The organism is Cupriavidus sp. 05N38 (assembly GCF_056397345.1).
In genome coordinates, this window is the sequence record NZ_JBFTNF010000004.1 from 57,169 (window position 1) to 73,142 (window position 15,974).

Here is a 15,974-nt window from a genome sequence, read left to right on the forward strand (position 1 = left end):
CCGGGGCCGGCGACCGCGGTACTGGCCCGTACCGCGGTCGCCAACCATTGACAGCGTAGCAGCGCCGACACCGGACAAGCTGAGCGGGCCTCGATCACACCGAGCGGACCGACGATGATCCTACAAGGCAACGACCCGACCACGGGCGCCTCGTTCTCGCTGGGCAACCGCCTGCAGCGGCAGCTCTGGCGGTGGGTCTGGCTGTGCCTGTTCCGGCCCAGCCCGCGCCCGCTGCACGTGTGGCGCGCGGCGCTGCTGCGGCTGTTCGGCGCGCGCCTCGGGCCGCATGTCCACATCTACCCCTCGGTCAGGATCTGGGCGCCGTGGGACCTGAGCGTGGGCGGCCACGTGGGCGTGGCCGACGGGGTCACGCTGTACAACATGGCGCCGATCGAAATCGGCGACTACTGCGTGGTTTCCCAGGGCGCGCACCTGTGCACCGGCAGCCACGACTACAACAGCGCCAATTTCCAGCTGGTCGCGCATCCCATCGTGCTGGCGCCGCATGTGTGGATCTGTGCCGAAGCGTTCGTCTCGCCGGGCGTGTCCGTGGCCGAAGGCGCGGTGGTCGCGCCGCGCTCCGTGGTCACCAGGAGCCTGCGCACGCCGTGGACGGTCTATGCCGGCACGCCGGCCCGGGCCATCGGCACGAGGACGAGACATGGCAAGGCCTAGCAACTTCAGGCAGATGAGCCATCCCGTGCGCATGGGCCGGCCGGGCTCGCCGGCCGCGCCTGGCATCTCGGTGCTGATCCTCACCCGCAACGAAGAGCAGGACCTGCCGGGCTGCCTGCAGAGCGTGGCCTGGTCGGACGACATCCATGTCTACGACTCCATGAGCACCGATGCCACCGTGGAAATCGCCACGCGCTTTGGCGCCCGCGTCACGCAGCGCCCCTTCGACAACTGGGCCAGCCACCAGAACTGGGGCCTGCGCAACATCGCCTTCCGCCATCCCTGGGTGTTCTATATCGACGCCGACGAGCGCATGACACCGGCGCTGGCCGAGCACGCACTGGCCGCCGTGCGCGCCGCGCGCGACGAGGTGGCGTTCCGCGTGCAGCGGCGCGATTTCTTCCTCGGCACCTGGCTGCGCCACGTGCAGACCTCGCCCTTCTACCTGCGCCTGTTCCGGCCGGAGCGCATGCGCTACGAACGGCTGGTCAATCCCGTCTCGATCCCCGACGGCCCGGCCGGCGAGCTGTCCGGCTATCTCGACCACTTTCCCTTCAGCAAGGGCCTGAGCCACTGGATCACGCGCCACAACAGCTACAGCAGCCTGGAAGCGCAGCAGACCATCGACAACCGGCGCGGCAAGGCGGATTTCAGCCTGCGCGAGGCGCTGTTCGCGCCGGACTTCCACCAGCGGCGCGCGCATCAGAAGGAGCTGTTCTACCGCCTGCCGCTACGCCCACTGGCCAAGTTCGTGCTGCTCTACGTCGGCAAGCGCGGCTTCCTCGACGGCCGTGCCGGCCTCACCTACGCCATCCTGCAGTCGATCTACGAATACTTCATCGTGATCAAGACGCACGAACTCAAGACCCGGGGCGCCTCGGCGCCGGCCACGGCGCACGCCGGCATCGCGCGCGTGGATGGCAGCGCGGCAGCGCAGGGCGCCGTTCCATGCAGCGAGCCCGGCGGCCTGCCTGCGGAGGCCGCCAAGGCACCGGCGCCGGGCCTCGCGCAGCCGCCGGCCGCGCTTCCCGGCACGCTTCCCGGTACGATTGGCGGCACGCTTCCCGCCGTCGCGGCAGCCGGCCCCGGCGGGCACGGATAGTTGCCGGCGCCTGCGGATCTGGCCTCGCCGGCGCGGCGATCCGGTGCCAGGAACCCCGCGCGCCGCCGGCGGTCTTCAGTAGCATGCGGCATCGAAACCGCGCGAGTCGGGCATCACCCGGGCATCATCCGGGAGCCGCCTGGATGTCTGCATTGTTTGCAAGAAATCGCGGGCTTCGCGTGTCTGCCAAAACGCGGCAATATGCGTTTAAACACAGAAGTGGGAGCGTTCGAGGCGTTTTCGAAATATTTGCCGGCCCTGGCTGGTGATATATGTTCGATAGCGCATATGATTGGGAACCGGCATTCTTCCGTTGGAAGAAGAAGGCACTTGTGACATAGATCACGCCCTTGCATGGCTGCGGAGCACCTCCGCTTCCGGCGCCCAGGGTAACGGGCAAGTCATGCAAGAGGCTCAGCGGTGCCAGCAAGCCATTGAGTTGTTGCGCTTTTTTTATGCGTGGCCGGGGCCCAAACCAGCGCGGGAGGTACGCGCTGTCACTGCCAGTCTGACCGCAGTGTGATGTTTTCTTAACGGGTGAACGGATGAAACTGGATTCAGAACTGGCTGAGAAGCCTTATTACAGCACGCGTACCGCCGCCAAGTTGCTCAATGTCTCGTTGGGCACCGTACAGAAGATGGTGGAGCGCGGCGAACTCGGGGCCTGGAAGACCAACGGCGGCCACCGCCGTATTCACAAGGAGACCGTGCACCGCCTGCTGGCCACGCGAGTCGGCCAGGAACTGCCGTCGGTGCACGAGCTTGACCTGGTGGTATTCCACCCCAATCACCAGGAAGCCCAGCGCATCCACGCGCAACTGGGCAAATGGGGCCTGCCCCTCAAGAGCGTGGTGGTGGAGGACGTGGTGGATACCATCATTACGTCGGTCAGCTCGCACCCGCGGGTGGTGCTGTACTACGTGGAAGAACTCAGCGACGCCGAATCGGCGACCATCGAGAAGCTGCAGAACTTCTTCACCCGCCAGAATGTCATCTTCGCCGTGATCACCAACCGCCAGGCCTATGACGGCGTGGCCGACGCCCTGCAGCACTGGGGCATCATGGTCTTCCTGAAGACGCCGTCGCTGGAAGAGGTCAAGGGCTTCCTGCGCGCGCAGCTGATGATGACGCGCGGCGCGGCCGGCTGAACCAGCCACCTGGCCGGCCGGCGCGCGCCGGCTTACCGCACGGCGGCCGGCTTCAGGCCAGTTCCGCCACCGCGGCCGGTTCAGGCCGCGGGACCGCCGCCTCCATCATCCAGCCGTAGAGATTGCGCGGGTCCGGTGGCGTGGCCACCAGCTCCACGTGGCTGCCGCGGTGCCGCGCATGGGCCGCGGCATGGATCCAGCGCAGCGCGGCGTAGTCCTCCAGCGCGAAGCCGACCGAATCGAACACCGTCACTTCGTCCGCGCCGCCGCGTCCCGGCGCGCGGCCGCCCAGCACCTCCCACAATTCCGTGACCGGCGCATCCGCCGGCAACTGCTGGATCTCGCCCTCGATGCGGGTCTGCGGTGCGTACTCGACCACGATGCGCGCCGCGCGCAGGATATCCGCGTGCAGTTCGGTCTTGCCCGGGCAATCGCCGCCCACCGCGTTGAGATGCATGCCCGGCGCCACCATGTCGGGCGTGAGGATGGTGGCGCGCGTCTTGTCCGCGGTGACGGTGCTGACGATATCGGCGCCGCGCACCGCGTCGCGTACCGACGCCACCGGCACCACCTTCAATCCCGGCACGGCGGCCAGGTTGCGCGCCAGCCGCGCGCTCGCCGCCGGGTCGATGTCGTAGGCGCGGATCTCGCGGATGCCCAGCATGGCGTGGAAGGCCAGCGCCTGGAACTCCGCCTGCGCGCCGTTGCCGATCAGCGCCATCGTGGCGGAGCCGGGCCGCGCCATGGCCTGCGCGGCCAGCGCCGAGGTGGCGGCGGTGCGCAGCGCGGTGGCCAGCGTCAGATCGCACAGCAGCAGCGGGAAGCCGCTCGCCACCTCGGCCAGCACGCCGAAAGCCATCACCGTGGGCATGCCGACCAGCGCGTTGCGCGGATGGCCATTGACGTACTTGAACGCGTATTGCACGCCGTCGCTCACCGGCATCAACTCGATCACGCCACCGGCCGAATGCGCGGCCAGCCGCGCCGATTTGTCGAACGCATCCCAGCGCATGAAATCCTGGCGGACATGATGCGCGATCTGCGCGATGGCGCTGGCGACGCCCGTCTCGCGCACCAGCGCCGCCACGTCGGCGGCGTCGAGGAAGCGGGTCATGGCGATCTCCTTCATGGTGCTCTCCCTGTCGTGTCTTGTCTTGTTGTCTTGTTGTCGTGTCGTCCTGCCGCCCGGCTCAGGCGGCAACCGCTGCCGCGGCGGTGCGACCGGCACCCGCGGCCTGCCCCGCCGCGCTGGTGCGGTCAAGCCGCAGCGTCATGCAGTAGGCGCCGCCACCGGACAGCATGAACGGCGACAGGTCCACCTCGCGCAGCTGGTAGCCGCGCTGGCCCAGCTCGGCGCGCAGGTGCGGCGTGGTACGTGTCATCACGATCTGGTCGTGCAGGTTGACCGCGTTGACGCTGAAGTGGCGCAGGTCGTCCTCGCTCGCCTCGATGCGCAGGCTGGCCGGCACGCGCTCGCGCAGCGTGCGCAGCGCCTCCTGCGTGAACGCGGGCGGGTAGTAGAGGATCTCGCCGCCGGACAGCGGGCAGAAGCACACGTCGAGGTGATAGCTCTGCTCGGTCGCCAGTTCCAGCGCCACCACCTCGCGGCCGAAACGGCTGCCCATGACATCGGCCGCCGCGCGCGTCGAACGCGGGCCGAAGCCGGCCCAGAAATGACCGCGCACCGCATCCCAGATGCAGTCGCCGGCGCCCTCCTGGTAGCAGCCCTCGGGCAGCACGCTGACCGAATCGATCAGGCCGCGCTCGCGCAGGCCCTCGAAGATCCTGGCGAACGGGACTTCCTCGCCGGCGCGCTCCGGATAGCGAAAGCGCGCCAGCACCGCATGGCCGTCCAGCACCACGGCTGCGTTGGCGGGGAACACCATGTCGGGCAGGCCAGGCGCGCCCGGGGCGGTCTCCACCACGAAGCCGGACGCCTGCAAGGCCGCATGCAGCGCTGCGAAGGAACCCACCGCGTGCTGGTGCATGCCGCGCGGATCACGCGCCCAGAGGCCCGGATCCATCCACGGATTGATGCTGTAGGACACGTCGTAGTGGGTCGGGTCGACAAGCAGGATGGTGGGCTGGTTGGTCACGCTGGCTCCTTGGTGGTTGACGCGCGGTGGACGCGCGGTGACTGGGGATGCCTGCATTCTGGTGCAGTGCGGCGCTAACCAAAAGCCAGCAAACTGCGCAATTCCGCTGCTATGATTTGCAATATGCAAGGTCATATTGGCGAATCGCCAATCGGGGCCGCAAGTGCGCCCCAAGACCCACCAGGAACCGCCATGGACGACACCGACCGCCAGTTGCTAGCCCTGCTGCGCGACAACGCCCGCATGCCCGCCACTGCCCTGGCCAAGGCCCTGCGCGTGTCGCGCGCCACCGTCCAGAACCGCATCGACAAGCTGGAGAGGGAGGGGCTGATCGTCGGCTACACGGTCCGCCTCAAGCCGGAAGCCGAGACCCACCGCATCCGCGCCTGGACGACCATCGCCGTGGAGGGCAACAAGGCTCGCCAGGTGCTCCAGGCCCTGCGCGGCGAGCCCAATGTGCAGACGCTGCACACCACCAACGGGCGCTGGGACATCATTGCCGAACTACGCGCCGACACGCTCGAGGCGTTCGATCGTACGCTCGACCGGATCCGCCTGATCGACGGGATCGGGGCCACCGAGACCAGCATCCTGCTGTCGAGCTACAAGCTCTGAACACCGTTGCGGCGTTCAGCCCGCCGCCACGCCTCGCAGCCGTTCGCGCTGCGTCTCTTCATGCAGGACCTGCCCGCTGGGCCGCAGCAGGTCGCGCAGCGATACCACGCCGACCAGGCGCATCGATTCCAGATCCGCCACCACCGGCAGGCGCCCCACGCTCAGTTCCGCCATGCGCCCGGCCGCGACGCGCGCGGTCTGGGCAGGCAGCAGCACCTGATCCGGGCGCAGCGGCGTCATCAGCTCGCGTCCGCTCATCGATGCGCCTTCGCGCCCGCGCAAGGCATTGCGCTCCAGCATGCCGGCCACGCGCCCGCCGCACAGCACCGGATAAGCGCGATGCGGCGCGTGCTCGCCGAAATACCGCGGCCACAGGGCGCTGACGGGCTGGTCGCCATCCACGCTCACCACCGCGGTGGTCATCAGGTCCGCCACATGCTGGCGCTCAAGCGGGTCGACCCCGTATTCGCGATAGATATGCAGCCCGCGGCGGGCGATCTTCTCGGTCATGATCGACCGCTTCATGGTCAGCACGGTGAAGCCGTGCGCGACGGCGGTGGTCAGCAGCAGCGGCAGCAGCGCGTTGCTGTCATGCGTCAGCCCGAAAGCGAAGACGATGGCGGTCAGCGGCGCGCCGAGCACGCTGCCCAGCACGCCCGCCATGCACACCAGCGCCCAGAGCTCGGGCGAGCCACCGGGCAGGACTGCGCCAAGCGCCACGCCGAGCCCGGCACCGAGCATCAGCAGCGGGGCCAGCACCCCGCCCGAGGTACCGGAGCCGAGCGCGACGACCCAGATCACCGCCTTGACCGCCAGCAGGGCCAGCGCGACCTCCAGCGCCAGGCGGTTATGCAGCAGGTCGGCGATCACGTCATAGCCCACGCCGAGCGCGCGCGGTTCGAAGTAGCCACCGATGCCGACCACCAGGCCGCCGATGGCGGGCCACCACATCCAGTGCAGCTTGAGCCGCGAGAACTGGTCTTCGGTGCGGTACAGGGCCAGCGTCAGCGCCGCGCCGAGCACGCCGCACAGCAGGCCCGCGACCACGCAGGAGCCAAGGGCGGCGGTGGATACCGGCGCCGTCTGCATGGCAAACAGCGGGCCGGACTCGAATACCAGCGGGCGCAGGAAGCCAGCCATCGCGCAGGCCAGCGCCACCGGCAGCAGGCTGCGCGGGCGCAGCTCGAACAGCAGCAGCTCCACCGCCAGCAGCACCGCCGCCACCGGCGTGCCGAAGATCGCCGTCATGCCGGCGCAGGCCCCGGCCACCAGCAGCGTCTTGCGCTCGGCGGCGGTCAGGTGCAGGTATTGCGCGAGCAGCGAGGCGATCGAGCCGCCGGTCATGATGATCGGGCCTTCGGCCCCGAATGGCCCGCCGCTGCCGATCACGATGCCGGAAGACAAGGGCTTGAGCACCGCCACGCGCGGCGACATCTTGCTCTTGCCGAACAGCACCGCCTCGATGGCCTCGGGGATGCCATGGCCGCGGATCTTGTCGCTGCCGTAGCGCGCCATCAGCCCCACCAGCAGGCCTCCGGCCACCGGCACCAGGATCACCCACGCGCCCAGCGCGTGCTGCGCCGGCGAGCGCTCCGCCAGCGACAGCGTCTGGTAGAAGAAAAGGTTGGTGAAGAAGCGAATCAGGTTCAGCAGCAGCACGGCAGCCGCCGTGCTGATGGCGCCGATCACCGGCGCCAGCGCGGCAAGCAGCAGCAGGCGCCGGCTGACGGCGTAGTCGCGTTTTTCAAAGTGCATGATGAGGCTCGCGCGGGGCGTGTAAGAGGCTTATGTGGGGCACGCGGGGCTTGCAGCATCGCAAGCGCCGAGACAGCGCAATGTATCACGTCATGATATATTTGCGGACCGGTTTGCTGCAGCGCAGCCAAGGTGACGACGCGCTACGCATGATGCGTAGCCGCCAGCCGCCTGCCCGCGCCGCCCGCTTTCGTCCCGCCGCTTCCAGAACCGCAGAACCAGGCCCGTCCATGCCACCATCCCAGGCCCCCTCCCTAGCCGAACTCACGCCAGCGCGGGCGCGCGCATGGCTGCGAGCCTTCGTTCCCACGCCCATTGCCGGCAGCAAGCGCGAGCGCTTCAAGAGCTGCCTGGGCGCGCTGCTCGGCCTGCTGGTCACCGAATGGATCAGCCGCCGCTTGCTGGGCGGGGTCAACCCGTGGTTCGTGGCGCCGATGGGGGCCTCGGCGGTGCTGCTGTTCGCGGTGCCGGCCAGCCCGCTGGCGCAGCCGTGGTCCATCATCGGCGGCAACCTGGTGGCGGCCCTGATCGGCGTGGCCTGCGCGCGCTGGATTCCGGACCCTGGCCTGGCCGCCGCCGTGGCGGTGGCGCTGGCCATCGTCATGATGTTCCAGCTGCACTGCGTGCATCCGCCCAGCGGCGCGGTGGCGATCACCGCAGTGTTCGGCGGCCCGGCCGTCGCCAAGCTCGGTTTCGGCTTCGTGGCGTTCCCGGTGCTGCTCAACTCGATGCTGCTCCTGCTGATCGCGCTGCTGTTCAACAACGCGCTGCGCCGGCGCTATCCGCACCGCCCGGCCGACCACGCCAACCCGCACCGCACCGCCGATCCGCTGCCCAGCGAGCGCGTGGGCTTCAATCGCGCCGACCTCGACGAGGTGCTCAAGACGCGCGGCGAATTCCTCGACATCGAAGAAGACGACCTGGAAGAAATCCTGGTGGCGGCGCAGATGCGCGCCTATCGCCGCCGCTTCGGCGACGTGCGCTGCGAGCACATCATGTCGCGCGACGTCGTCACGGTGCAGCCTGGCCACAGCGGCGTGCAGGCCCGCGCCCTGCTCAACCGGCACGGCCTGCGCACGCTGCCGGTGGTGGACGAAGCACACCGCCTGGTCGGCATGCTCAACCTGGTCGACCTGCTCGCCGTGCGCGCCGGCGCCAGCCAGCCACGCGCGGGCAACGCGGGTGACCTGATGCACACCGGCGTGGCCACCGCCCGGCCCGAGCAGCCCATGGTGGAACTGGCGCGCGCCTTCTCCGACGGCGGCCTGCACGAGATGCCGGTGGTGGATGCGCAGCGGCGCCTGCTGGGCATCGTCACCCAGTCGGACCTGATCGCCGCGCTGCTCGAACAGGGACCGCCGGCGCAGGCCGAGGCACCGGCCCCGCGCTGAAGCGTGTAAAGCGGCCCGGCGGGCGGCGCGGAGCGCCGCGGGCGTTACCCGGCGGCCTCCCGCCCTGCCCGGGGGTGCCACGCAGCGGCGGCATCCCCGCACCGATCGGCGCAGGCCCGCGCGCGCCACGCGGAACGCGCGGGCCGCAGTGCGGCATCCGCACTGCAGCATTTTTTCCCGCGCGCGCCGGCGCACGCGTTATCGGCCGGAAGGGTCTATGTTTTCCTATATATTGTCGGCGTTCCCGTCACGCCGGCATGTCCGGACATACGCCCGATGAGCTCCAGCCAACTGATTGAAAAACTCGCCGCCGTGCTTGCGCTGGTCGTCCTGATCGGCGGCTCGCTGCTGGTGCTGGCGCCCTTCACCACCGCCCTGCTGTGGGCCGCCATCCTCGCCTTCAGCTCCTGGTACCCGTATTCGGTGCTGTCGCGCTGGCTGGGCAACCGGCGCAGCCTGGCCGCGGTGATCTGCGTGCTGCTGGCCGCCGTGATCGTGCTGGGCCCCTTCGTCTACGCGGGCGCCAGCTTCTCCGCCCATATCGACGAGTTGTCCGGCCTGGTCGACCGTTTCGTGGACAACGGCCTGCCGGCGCTGCCGGACTGGCTGACCGGCCTGCCCTACGTGGGCAACTACCTGCAGAACAGCTGGGACAAGGTGATCCACGCCGACTCCGACATGGTGGCCAACCTGCGCAAGCTGATCGCGCCGGTGGGCCACGCGGTGCTGGGCGCGGGGCTTTCGATCGGCGCCGGGCTCGGGCAGCTGGCATTGTCCATCGTGCTGGCGTTCTTTTTCTATACCGGCGGCGAATTCGCGGTGGCGTGGCTGCGCGCGGGCATGCGCCGCATCGCCGGCGAGCGCGCCGACCACCTGCTGGCGCTGGCCGGCAATACCGTCAAGGGCGTGGTCTACGGCGTGCTCGGCACCGCCTTCGTGCAGGCGGTGCTGGCCGGCATCGGCTTCTGGATCGCCGGCGTGCCCGGCGCGGCCATCCTTGGCTTCGTCACCTTCTTCCTCTCGGTGATCCCGGTGGGCCCGCCGCTGGTGTGGATCCCGGCCGCGCTGTGGCTGTACCACACCGGCTCGCTGGGCTGGGCCATCTTCATGGTGGTGTGGGGCGTGGGCGTGGTCAGCATGGCCGACAACATCATCAAGCCGCTGCTGATCAGCAAGGGCACCGACATGCCGCTGATCTGGGTCATGCTGGGCGTGTTCGGCGGCGCGCTGGCCTTCGGCTTCCTCGGCGTGTTCATCGGGCCCACGCTGCTGGCGGTGGCCTACGCGCTGCTGCGCGACTGGACCATCGGCTCGCAGCACCCGGCCGATCCGCCGCGCGTGCTCGCACAAGGCAAACCCGTCACCACGGCCGAGGACGTGGCGGGCTCCGGCAAGGCATGAGCGAAGCCGGCCGCGGCGAGACCAGTCCGGGCGCGCCCGGCACGCCAGTCGCGCCGGCGGCGCTGGCGCATCTGGTGGCCTGCGAATACTGCGACGCGGTCTACCAGCGCGAGCGCCTTGGCACCGGCGAGCGGGCGCTGTGCCTGCGCTGCGGTGGCCAGCTCTACCGCGAAAGCTCGCGCGCCTATGCGCGGCTGCTGCCGCTGGTGCTGGCCGCGCTGATCCTGTTCGCGGTGTCCAACGCCTACCCGATCGTCGAGATGGATCTCAAGGGCGTGCGCACCGAGACCACGCTGTGGGGCGCGGTGCTGGCGCTCCATGCCGACAATATGTCGCTGGTGGCGATCCTGGTGTTCGCCACCACCATCCTGTTTCCGCTGACCGAGATGCTGATGATGCTGTACCTGCTGGTGCCGATGGCGCGCCACCGCATGCCGGCCGGCTTCGAGCGCATCGTGCGCGGCATCCGCCAGACCCGTCCCTGGGGCATGATCGAGGTCTTCATGATCGGGGTGCTGGTCACGCTGGTGAAGCTTTCCACCATGGCCCAGGTGCTGCCCGGCGTGGCGCTGTGGTCGTTCGGCGCGCTGGTGGTGGTGCTGGCGGCGATGCTGTCGTTCGACCCGCGCGACTTGTGGCAGTACCTGGACGAGGAGCCGCCGCGATGAGCGCCGCGCCCGACCACACCCCGCCCGGCAGCGACCAGCACGGGGGCAAGCGCGGCAACGGCGCCCTGGCCCGCTCGCGGCGCATAGCCGCCGGCGTGGTGGCGGAACTGACCGACGACGACGAGGCAAAGCCGCTGCCGCAGGTGCCCACCGCCACCTCGATGGGGCTGGTGTCCTGCCACGCCTGCGACGCGCTCAGCCCGCGCGCGCTGGCGGGCGAGCCCTGCCCGCGCTGCGGCGCCACCCTGCACCACCGCAAGCCGCAGAGCCTCACGCGCACCTGGGCCTTCCTGCTGTCGGCCTTCATCCTCTATATCCCCGCCAACCTGCTGCCGGTGATGGTGACCCAGTCCATCCTCGGCACGCAGCGCGACACCATCTTCTCCGGCGTGGTCTACCTGTGGCTGTCGGGATCGAACCTGCTGGCCATCGTGGTGCTGATCGCCAGCATCGTGGTGCCGCTGCTGAAGATGATGATCCTCACGCTGCTGCTGCTGTCCGTGCACTTTCGCTCGCGCTGGCGCATCCGCCAGCAGACCAGGCTGTACGGCCTGGTGGAAGTCATCGGCCGCTGGTCGATGCTCGATATCTTCGTGGTAGCGCTGCTGGCCTCGCTGGTGCGCGCGGGCGCGCTCGCCACCATCATCCCCGGCGCCGGTGCCATGGCCTTCGGCTCCGTGGTGGTGCTGACCATGCTGGCCTCACTCAGTTTCGATCCCCGCCTGCTGTGGGATTCGCTGGATACAAACGATGCCCGACCTTGACAACCCCTCTGCTCCGCCGCCACCTCCGCCGCTGCCGCCCGCGCCCGAGCGCCGCAGGCGCGCACGCTGGCTGCCCTCGCTGGTATGGCTGATTCCGATCGTGGCCGCCGTGGTCGGGCTCTCGCTGCTGATCCACACGCTGGCCGAGCGCGGCCCCGGGATCACGGTCACCTTCCGCACCGCCGAAGGCCTCACGCCTGGCAAGACGCCGGTGCGCTACAAGGACGTGGACATCGGCCTGGTCAAGTCGGTGCGCCTGGCGCCTGACCGCTCGCACGTGATCGCCAAGATCGACCTGACCCAGGACGCGGCCAGCTTTTCCGCCAAGGACACACGCTTCTGGGTGGTGCGCCCGCGCTTCGCCACCAGCGGCATCTCGGGGCTGGAGACGCTGCTGTCGGGTGCCTATATCGGCGTGGACGCCGGCAAGTCCGAGGAGCGCGTGCGCGACTTCACCGGGCTCGAAGTGCCGCCCGCGGTCACCACCGATGCCTCGGGCAAGCAGTTCCTGCTGCGCGCCGCCGATCTCGGCTCGCTCGACATAGGCTCGCCGGTCTACTACCGCCGCGTGCAGGTGGGGCAGGTGGTGGCCTACCAGCTCGAGCCCAACGGGCGCGATCTCTCGCTGCGCGTGTTCATCAACAAGCCCTACGATAACCTGGTCACGGCCGATACCCGCTTCTGGCACGCCAGCGGCGTGGACATCAAGCTCGACGCCGGCGGCTTCAAGCTCAATACGCAGTCGCTGGTGACGGTATTGCTGGGCGGCGTGGCCTTCCAGGCGCCGGACGACAGCAGAGTGACCGCGGCCGCCAACGAGAACACCCAGTTCCTGCTCTCCAGCGACCAGACCGAAGCGATGAAGGAGCCCGAGGAACTGATACCATCGCTCGCCGTGCTGAACTTCGACCAGTCGGTGCGCGGGCTCTCGCCCGGCGCGCCGGTCGACTTCCGCGGCGTGGTGGTGGGCCAGGTGCGCTCGATCGGCATCGAGTACCTGAGCGACAAGAAGGCCTTCCGGCTACCGGTGGTGGTGGAACTCTATCCCTCGCGCATGGGCTTCCGCGCGCGCGACATGGAAGACGTCAATCGTGCCCGCAACATCGTCCAGACCCTGATCAAGCGCGGCATGCGCGCGCAATTGCGCACCGGCAACCTGCTGACCGGGCAGCTCTACGTGGCGCTGGACTTCTTCCCCAAGGCGCCACCGGTCAACGTGGACCTCAACGCCGCGATGCCCGAACTGGCCACCACGCCGGGCACCTTCGACGAACTCCAGGCCAAGCTGGGCGACATCGTCAACAAGATCGACAAGGTGCCGTTCGAGCAGATCGGCCAGGACGTGCGTACCTCCATGGCCTCGCTCAACACCATGCTCGCCGGCGCCGACAAGCTGGTCAGCCAGCTCAACGGCGACGTGGCCCCGCAGGTGGTGGCCGCGCTGCAGGACGCCCGCAAGACGCTCAGCGCCGCCAGCGGCACGCTGGCCTCCGACGCGCCGCTGCAGCAAGACACGCGCCGCATGATGCAGGAGCTCACGCGCACCGCGGCGTCGCTGCGCGCGCTGACCGACTACCTGGAACGCCACCCCGAAGCGCTGGTGCGCGGCAAGCCGGAGAAACAATGATGACCCGCAAGATGATGTCTGCCGTGCTGCTCGCCCTGCCGCTCGCGGCCGCGCTGCTGCCCGGCTGCGCCTCGCCCGATCCGCGCTATTACACGCTGGCGCAGGGCGCCGGCGGCGCCGACGCAGCCGCTCCCGCCGCCGCCGCACAGCCGATGTGGATCGAGGTGGCGCCGGTGCGCGTGCCGGAGCGGTTGAACCGCCCCCAACTGGTGGTACGCGACGGCCAGGACGGCGAGCTCAGGCTGCTCGACCTGTCGCGCTGGTCCGCGCCGCTGCCCGACGAACTTCGCGATGCGCTTTCGCAGCAGCTGCAGGCCCGGCTCGGCGCGGTCGACACCTACCAGCAGGGCCTGTCGGACGTGGCGCCGGTGTACCGCATCACGACCGAAGTGGTGCGCCTGGAGGCCAGCGTCGGCCAGCGCGCCAGCGCCACCATCAACTGGACCGTGCGCCGCCTGCCCGATGGCAAGATCAGCGCCGGCCGCACCCAGGCCGAACTGCCGGCGCCGGGCGCGGTGGACGGCGTGGTGGCCGCCTACCGCCAGATCGTGGCCAACACGGCCGACGACATCGCCGCCGGCATGGACGCATTGCGGCGCTGACCGCAGGGGTAGCCCCCGCCGCTGTTCAGTCTTCGGCCTGCGTACCGTTGCCGCGGCAACTGCGCCGCCGCTCGGCTTCCGCCATCGCCGCCAGGCACTGCGCCGGCCCGCCGTCCACCAGCTTCACGGAGCAGGCCAGCATCAGGTTCTTGCCCAGGCCGAAATCCTCCACCACGAAGCCGCGCGCATCGAGCATCTCGCCCGATGCGGCCTTCGCCACGCCCACCCGCTCGAGCAAGGTGCCGGCGTCGCTGCTGTAGCCCCACACCGGCTTCTGCAATGCCACCGCGAAGCCGACCTCGAACACCGTCCCCGAATCCGGCTCGCCGGGCCCGCGGAAGTCGTCGAGATTGGCCATCACCATATCGGCGCGGCGCAGCAGGTTGATATTGGCCTCGTAGATCCAGCGTGCGGTATCGGGCCCCGGCAGGCCCGCCGGGGCGGCCTTGTCGAGCGGATACAGGCCCGCAAAGCCGTGCTGGGCGCACAGCGCTTTCAGGCGTTCGCCGTAGGCGACGGCGTTGGCACGGAAGACGTCGAAACCGGCTAGGTAGATCGATTTCATCTTGGCTTTGGTGTCGGGGGTTGGGTGTCGGCTGGTGCCATGGACTAAGTGACGCTCGAGGATAGCCGATCTGACGGCGAGGGCGGGTTTTTGCGGCGGCCGCCCTATACTGAACACGCGGCCCGGCGGCACGCAGCGGGACGCTGCCACCGGGACACGGCAGCTGCCCCGGCCGATACACAACCCTCACCCGCGTCAGGAGTCACCCATGGGACGCAAATACATCGATTGCCGCGATTTCCCCAGCGAGTCCAAGTGCACGGTCGCCCTCAGCGCCGACACCGAGGACGAACTGCTCCAGGTCGCCGTGCAGCATGCGGTGCAGGTCCACCAGCACGAGGATGGACCGGAGCTGCGCCAGATGCTCAAGAGCGCCTTCAAGGACATCAACCCGCCGGCATGAGCGCGGGCCCCTCATTCGCAAGGCGTGATGCCGGCCACCCGCCGGCATTTTTTTTGCGTGGCGCCCGGCGCCGGACATTGTCGCGGGCGTCAATGGCAGCAGGGTGACGCACCGGTTACACGGCCGTGACGGCGCAGATGGCATGCATGCGCGCCCCGGTCATCGCGCGCAAGGCATGCCGAAGCTGGCGAATGTGCCATTGACGCCGCGTTATATACCGTCATATATTGCGCATTTGGCAGGCTTGCGGGCCCGTCCTGCCTGCTAAGTCCGCTACTCCAGCTACCCCAGCTACGCCAACCTGCGCACCGCCATGCCCATGCAACCGATCCCCGCTTCGCCCGCCCTGCCCCGTCGATCGCGCGGCACCCGCCGGACCGCTTCGTTCGCGGCCGGCCTGCTGCTGTCCGCCACGCTGGCGCTGTCCGCGCCGGCCGCCTTCGGCGCCGACCTGGTGGTATCGGCCGCAGCCAGCCTGACCAACGCCTTCAAGTCGCTGGCGGAGTCCTATGAGCGCGCGCATCCGCAGACCAAGGTGATCCTGAACTTCGGCGCCTCGGACGTGCTGATGCAGCAGATCGTCAACGGCGCGCCGGCCGACGTGTTCGCCTCCGCCGACCAGGATGCGATGACCAAGGCCGAGGCCGCGCGCGTGGTGAACGCCTCGACGCGCCGCGACTTCGCCGCCAACCAGCTCGCGCTGATCCTGCCGGCCGACAGCAAGCAGGAAGTGGGCAAGCTGCAGGATCTGGCCAAGCCCGAGTTCAAGCGCATTGCCTTCGGCAACCCGGCCTCGGTGCCGGTGGGCCGCTATACCAAGGGCGCGCTGGAAGCCGCGGGCGTGTGGGACGCCGTGTCGGCCAAGGGCGTGATGGCGCAGAACGTGCGCCAGAGCCTGGATTACGTGGCGCGCGGCGAAGTCGAGGCCGGCTTCGTCTTCGCCACCGACGCGGCCATCATGCCGGACAAGGTCAAGGTGGCGCTGCGCGTGCCGACCCGCCAGCCGGTCACCTACCCGATCGCCGTCACCGCCATCGCCAGGCAGCCGGCCGAGGCCTCCGCCTTCGTCAGCTATGTGCTGTCGGCCGAAGGCCAGGCCGTACTGGCCAAGTATGGCTTCCTGAAGCCCTGACCCTCACGCGCGAGCCGGGTGCGGGAACCG

The 15,974-nt window shown here is 69.3% G+C and carries 16 protein-coding genes; 12 read left to right on the forward strand and 4 right to left on the reverse strand.

Features of this window, described 5'->3' with window-relative positions; genetic code table 11:
• Positions 1 to 114 precede the first annotated feature (114 nt).
• The 3 genes from AC1DK4_RS05035 (at position 115) to AC1DK4_RS05045 (ending at position 2,925) form a co-directional block, all read left to right on the forward strand.
• Positions 115 to 675 carry an LbetaH domain-containing protein gene (locus AC1DK4_RS05035; RefSeq protein WP_441612621.1) on the forward strand — a complete coding sequence of 187 codons (561 nt, stop codon included), beginning with the start codon at positions 115 to 117 and terminating at the stop codon, positions 673 to 675.
• Entirely contained in the window at positions 662 to 1,777 is a 1,116-nt protein-coding gene (locus tag AC1DK4_RS05040) for a glycosyltransferase family 2 protein (protein ID WP_441612622.1), read from the forward strand. Before AC1DK4_RS05035 ends, AC1DK4_RS05040 begins: the two co-directional genes overlap by 14 nt.
• Positions 1,778 to 2,322: 545 nt before the next feature.
• Positions 2,323 to 2,925 (forward strand): helix-turn-helix domain-containing protein, encoded by a 603-nt coding sequence (locus tag AC1DK4_RS05045; protein ID WP_441612623.1) that lies wholly within the window; start codon positions 2,323 to 2,325, stop codon positions 2,923 to 2,925.
• A gap of 52 nt (positions 2,926 to 2,977) precedes the next feature.
• Here AC1DK4_RS05045 and AC1DK4_RS05050 read toward each other — a convergent pair whose 3' ends face one another.
• Positions 2,978 to 4,054, reverse strand: a complete 1,077-nt coding sequence (locus AC1DK4_RS05050; RefSeq protein ID WP_441612624.1) for an ornithine cyclodeaminase — start codon at positions 4,052 to 4,054, stop codon at positions 2,978 to 2,980.
• A 61-nt stretch (positions 4,055 to 4,115) separates the two neighbouring features.
• Entirely contained in the window at positions 4,116 to 5,021 is a 906-nt protein-coding gene (locus AC1DK4_RS05055; RefSeq protein ID WP_441612625.1) for a dimethylarginine dimethylaminohydrolase family protein, read from the reverse strand.
• Between the two features lie 192 nt (positions 5,022 to 5,213).
• Between AC1DK4_RS05055 and AC1DK4_RS05060 the strand changes: the two genes are divergently transcribed.
• Positions 5,214 to 5,636, forward strand: a complete 423-nt coding sequence (locus AC1DK4_RS05060; protein ID WP_441612626.1) for an Lrp/AsnC family transcriptional regulator — start codon at positions 5,214 to 5,216, stop codon at positions 5,634 to 5,636.
• Positions 5,637 to 5,651: 15 nt separating this feature from the next.
• Here AC1DK4_RS05060 and AC1DK4_RS05065 read toward each other — a convergent pair whose 3' ends face one another.
• Positions 5,652 to 7,391, reverse strand: coding sequence for a chloride channel protein (locus AC1DK4_RS05065; RefSeq protein WP_441612627.1), 1,740 nt, complete (start codon positions 7,389 to 7,391; stop codon positions 5,652 to 5,654).
• A gap of 230 nt (positions 7,392 to 7,621) precedes the next feature.
• Between AC1DK4_RS05065 and AC1DK4_RS05070 the strand changes: the two genes are divergently transcribed.
• From AC1DK4_RS05070 to AC1DK4_RS05095, 6 genes are all read left to right on the forward strand, one after another.
• A complete protein-coding gene (locus AC1DK4_RS05070) occupies positions 7,622 to 8,782 on the forward strand; it encodes an HPP family protein (RefSeq protein ID WP_441612628.1) in 1,161 nt (386 codons plus the stop codon).
• 276 nt (positions 8,783 to 9,058) lie between these two features.
• Positions 9,059 to 10,183: an AI-2E family transporter gene (locus AC1DK4_RS05075; protein WP_441612629.1), complete on the forward strand. Its 1,125-nt coding sequence runs from the start codon at positions 9,059 to 9,061 to the stop codon at positions 10,181 to 10,183.
• Entirely contained in the window at positions 10,180 to 10,851 is a 672-nt protein-coding gene (locus AC1DK4_RS05080; RefSeq protein WP_441612630.1) for a paraquat-inducible protein A, read from the forward strand. Before AC1DK4_RS05075 ends, AC1DK4_RS05080 begins: the two co-directional genes overlap by 4 nt.
• Positions 10,848 to 11,615 (forward strand): paraquat-inducible protein A, encoded by a 768-nt coding sequence (locus AC1DK4_RS05085; protein ID WP_441612631.1) that lies wholly within the window; start codon positions 10,848 to 10,850, stop codon positions 11,613 to 11,615. Before AC1DK4_RS05080 ends, AC1DK4_RS05085 begins: the two co-directional genes overlap by 4 nt.
• Entirely contained in the window at positions 11,602 to 13,242 is a 1,641-nt protein-coding gene (locus tag AC1DK4_RS05090) for a PqiB family protein (RefSeq protein WP_441612632.1), read from the forward strand. Before AC1DK4_RS05085 ends, AC1DK4_RS05090 begins: the two co-directional genes overlap by 14 nt.
• The gene (locus AC1DK4_RS05095) at positions 13,239 to 13,844 is read left to right on the forward strand and encodes a PqiC family protein (RefSeq protein WP_441612633.1); all 606 of its coding nucleotides are present in this window, start codon (positions 13,239 to 13,241) and stop codon (positions 13,842 to 13,844) included. The genes AC1DK4_RS05090 and AC1DK4_RS05095 overlap by 4 nt, the downstream gene beginning before the upstream one ends.
• Positions 13,845 to 13,869: 25 nt before the next feature.
• Here AC1DK4_RS05095 and AC1DK4_RS05100 read toward each other — a convergent pair whose 3' ends face one another.
• Positions 13,870 to 14,409 (reverse strand): nucleoside 2-deoxyribosyltransferase, encoded by a 540-nt coding sequence (locus AC1DK4_RS05100; protein ID WP_441612634.1) that lies wholly within the window; start codon positions 14,407 to 14,409, stop codon positions 13,870 to 13,872.
• Positions 14,410 to 14,617: 208 nt separating this feature from the next.
• Here AC1DK4_RS05100 and AC1DK4_RS05105 point away from each other — a divergent pair, with 208 nt between their 5' ends.
• Entirely contained in the window at positions 14,618 to 14,812 is a 195-nt protein-coding gene (locus tag AC1DK4_RS05105) for a DUF1059 domain-containing protein (RefSeq protein ID WP_441612635.1), read from the forward strand.
• 319 nt (positions 14,813 to 15,131) lie between these two features.
• A complete protein-coding gene (gene modA / locus AC1DK4_RS05110) occupies positions 15,132 to 15,944 on the forward strand; it encodes a molybdate ABC transporter substrate-binding protein (RefSeq protein ID WP_441612636.1) in 813 nt (270 codons plus the stop codon).
• Positions 15,945 to 15,974: the final 30 nt, after the last annotated feature.

Bases quoted from the DNA above. Each gene is read 5' to 3' on its own strand.
- AC1DK4_RS05035 (WP_441612621.1), top strand. From the start codon at position 115: ATGATCCTACAAGGCAACGACCCGACCACGGGCGCCTCGTTCTCGCTG.
- AC1DK4_RS05040 (WP_441612622.1), top strand. From the start codon at position 662: ATGGCAAGGCCTAGCAACTTCAGGCAGATGAGCCATCCCGTGCGCATG.
- AC1DK4_RS05045 (WP_441612623.1), top strand. From the start codon at position 2,323: ATGAAACTGGATTCAGAACTGGCTGAGAAGCCTTATTACAGCACGCGT.
- AC1DK4_RS05050 (WP_441612624.1), bottom strand. From the start codon at position 4,054: ATGAAGGAGATCGCCATGACCCGCTTCCTCGACGCCGCCGACGTGGCG.
- AC1DK4_RS05060 (WP_441612626.1), top strand. From the start codon at position 5,214: ATGGACGACACCGACCGCCAGTTGCTAGCCCTGCTGCGCGACAACGCC.
- AC1DK4_RS05065 (WP_441612627.1), bottom strand. From the start codon at position 7,391: ATGCACTTTGAAAAACGCGACTACGCCGTCAGCCGGCGCCTGCTGCTG.
- AC1DK4_RS05070 (WP_441612628.1), top strand. From the start codon at position 7,622: ATGCCACCATCCCAGGCCCCCTCCCTAGCCGAACTCACGCCAGCGCGG.
- AC1DK4_RS05075 (WP_441612629.1), top strand. From the start codon at position 9,059: ATGAGCTCCAGCCAACTGATTGAAAAACTCGCCGCCGTGCTTGCGCTG.
- AC1DK4_RS05080 (WP_441612630.1), top strand. From the start codon at position 10,180: ATGAGCGAAGCCGGCCGCGGCGAGACCAGTCCGGGCGCGCCCGGCACG.
- AC1DK4_RS05085 (WP_441612631.1), top strand. From the start codon at position 10,848: ATGAGCGCCGCGCCCGACCACACCCCGCCCGGCAGCGACCAGCACGGG.
- AC1DK4_RS05090 (WP_441612632.1), top strand. From the start codon at position 11,602: ATGCCCGACCTTGACAACCCCTCTGCTCCGCCGCCACCTCCGCCGCTG.
- AC1DK4_RS05095 (WP_441612633.1), top strand. From the start codon at position 13,239: ATGATGACCCGCAAGATGATGTCTGCCGTGCTGCTCGCCCTGCCGCTC.
- AC1DK4_RS05100 (WP_441612634.1), bottom strand. From the start codon at position 14,409: ATGAAATCGATCTACCTAGCCGGTTTCGACGTCTTCCGTGCCAACGCC.
- AC1DK4_RS05105 (WP_441612635.1), top strand. From the start codon at position 14,618: ATGGGACGCAAATACATCGATTGCCGCGATTTCCCCAGCGAGTCCAAG.
- modA (WP_441612636.1), top strand. From the start codon at position 15,132: ATGCAACCGATCCCCGCTTCGCCCGCCCTGCCCCGTCGATCGCGCGGC.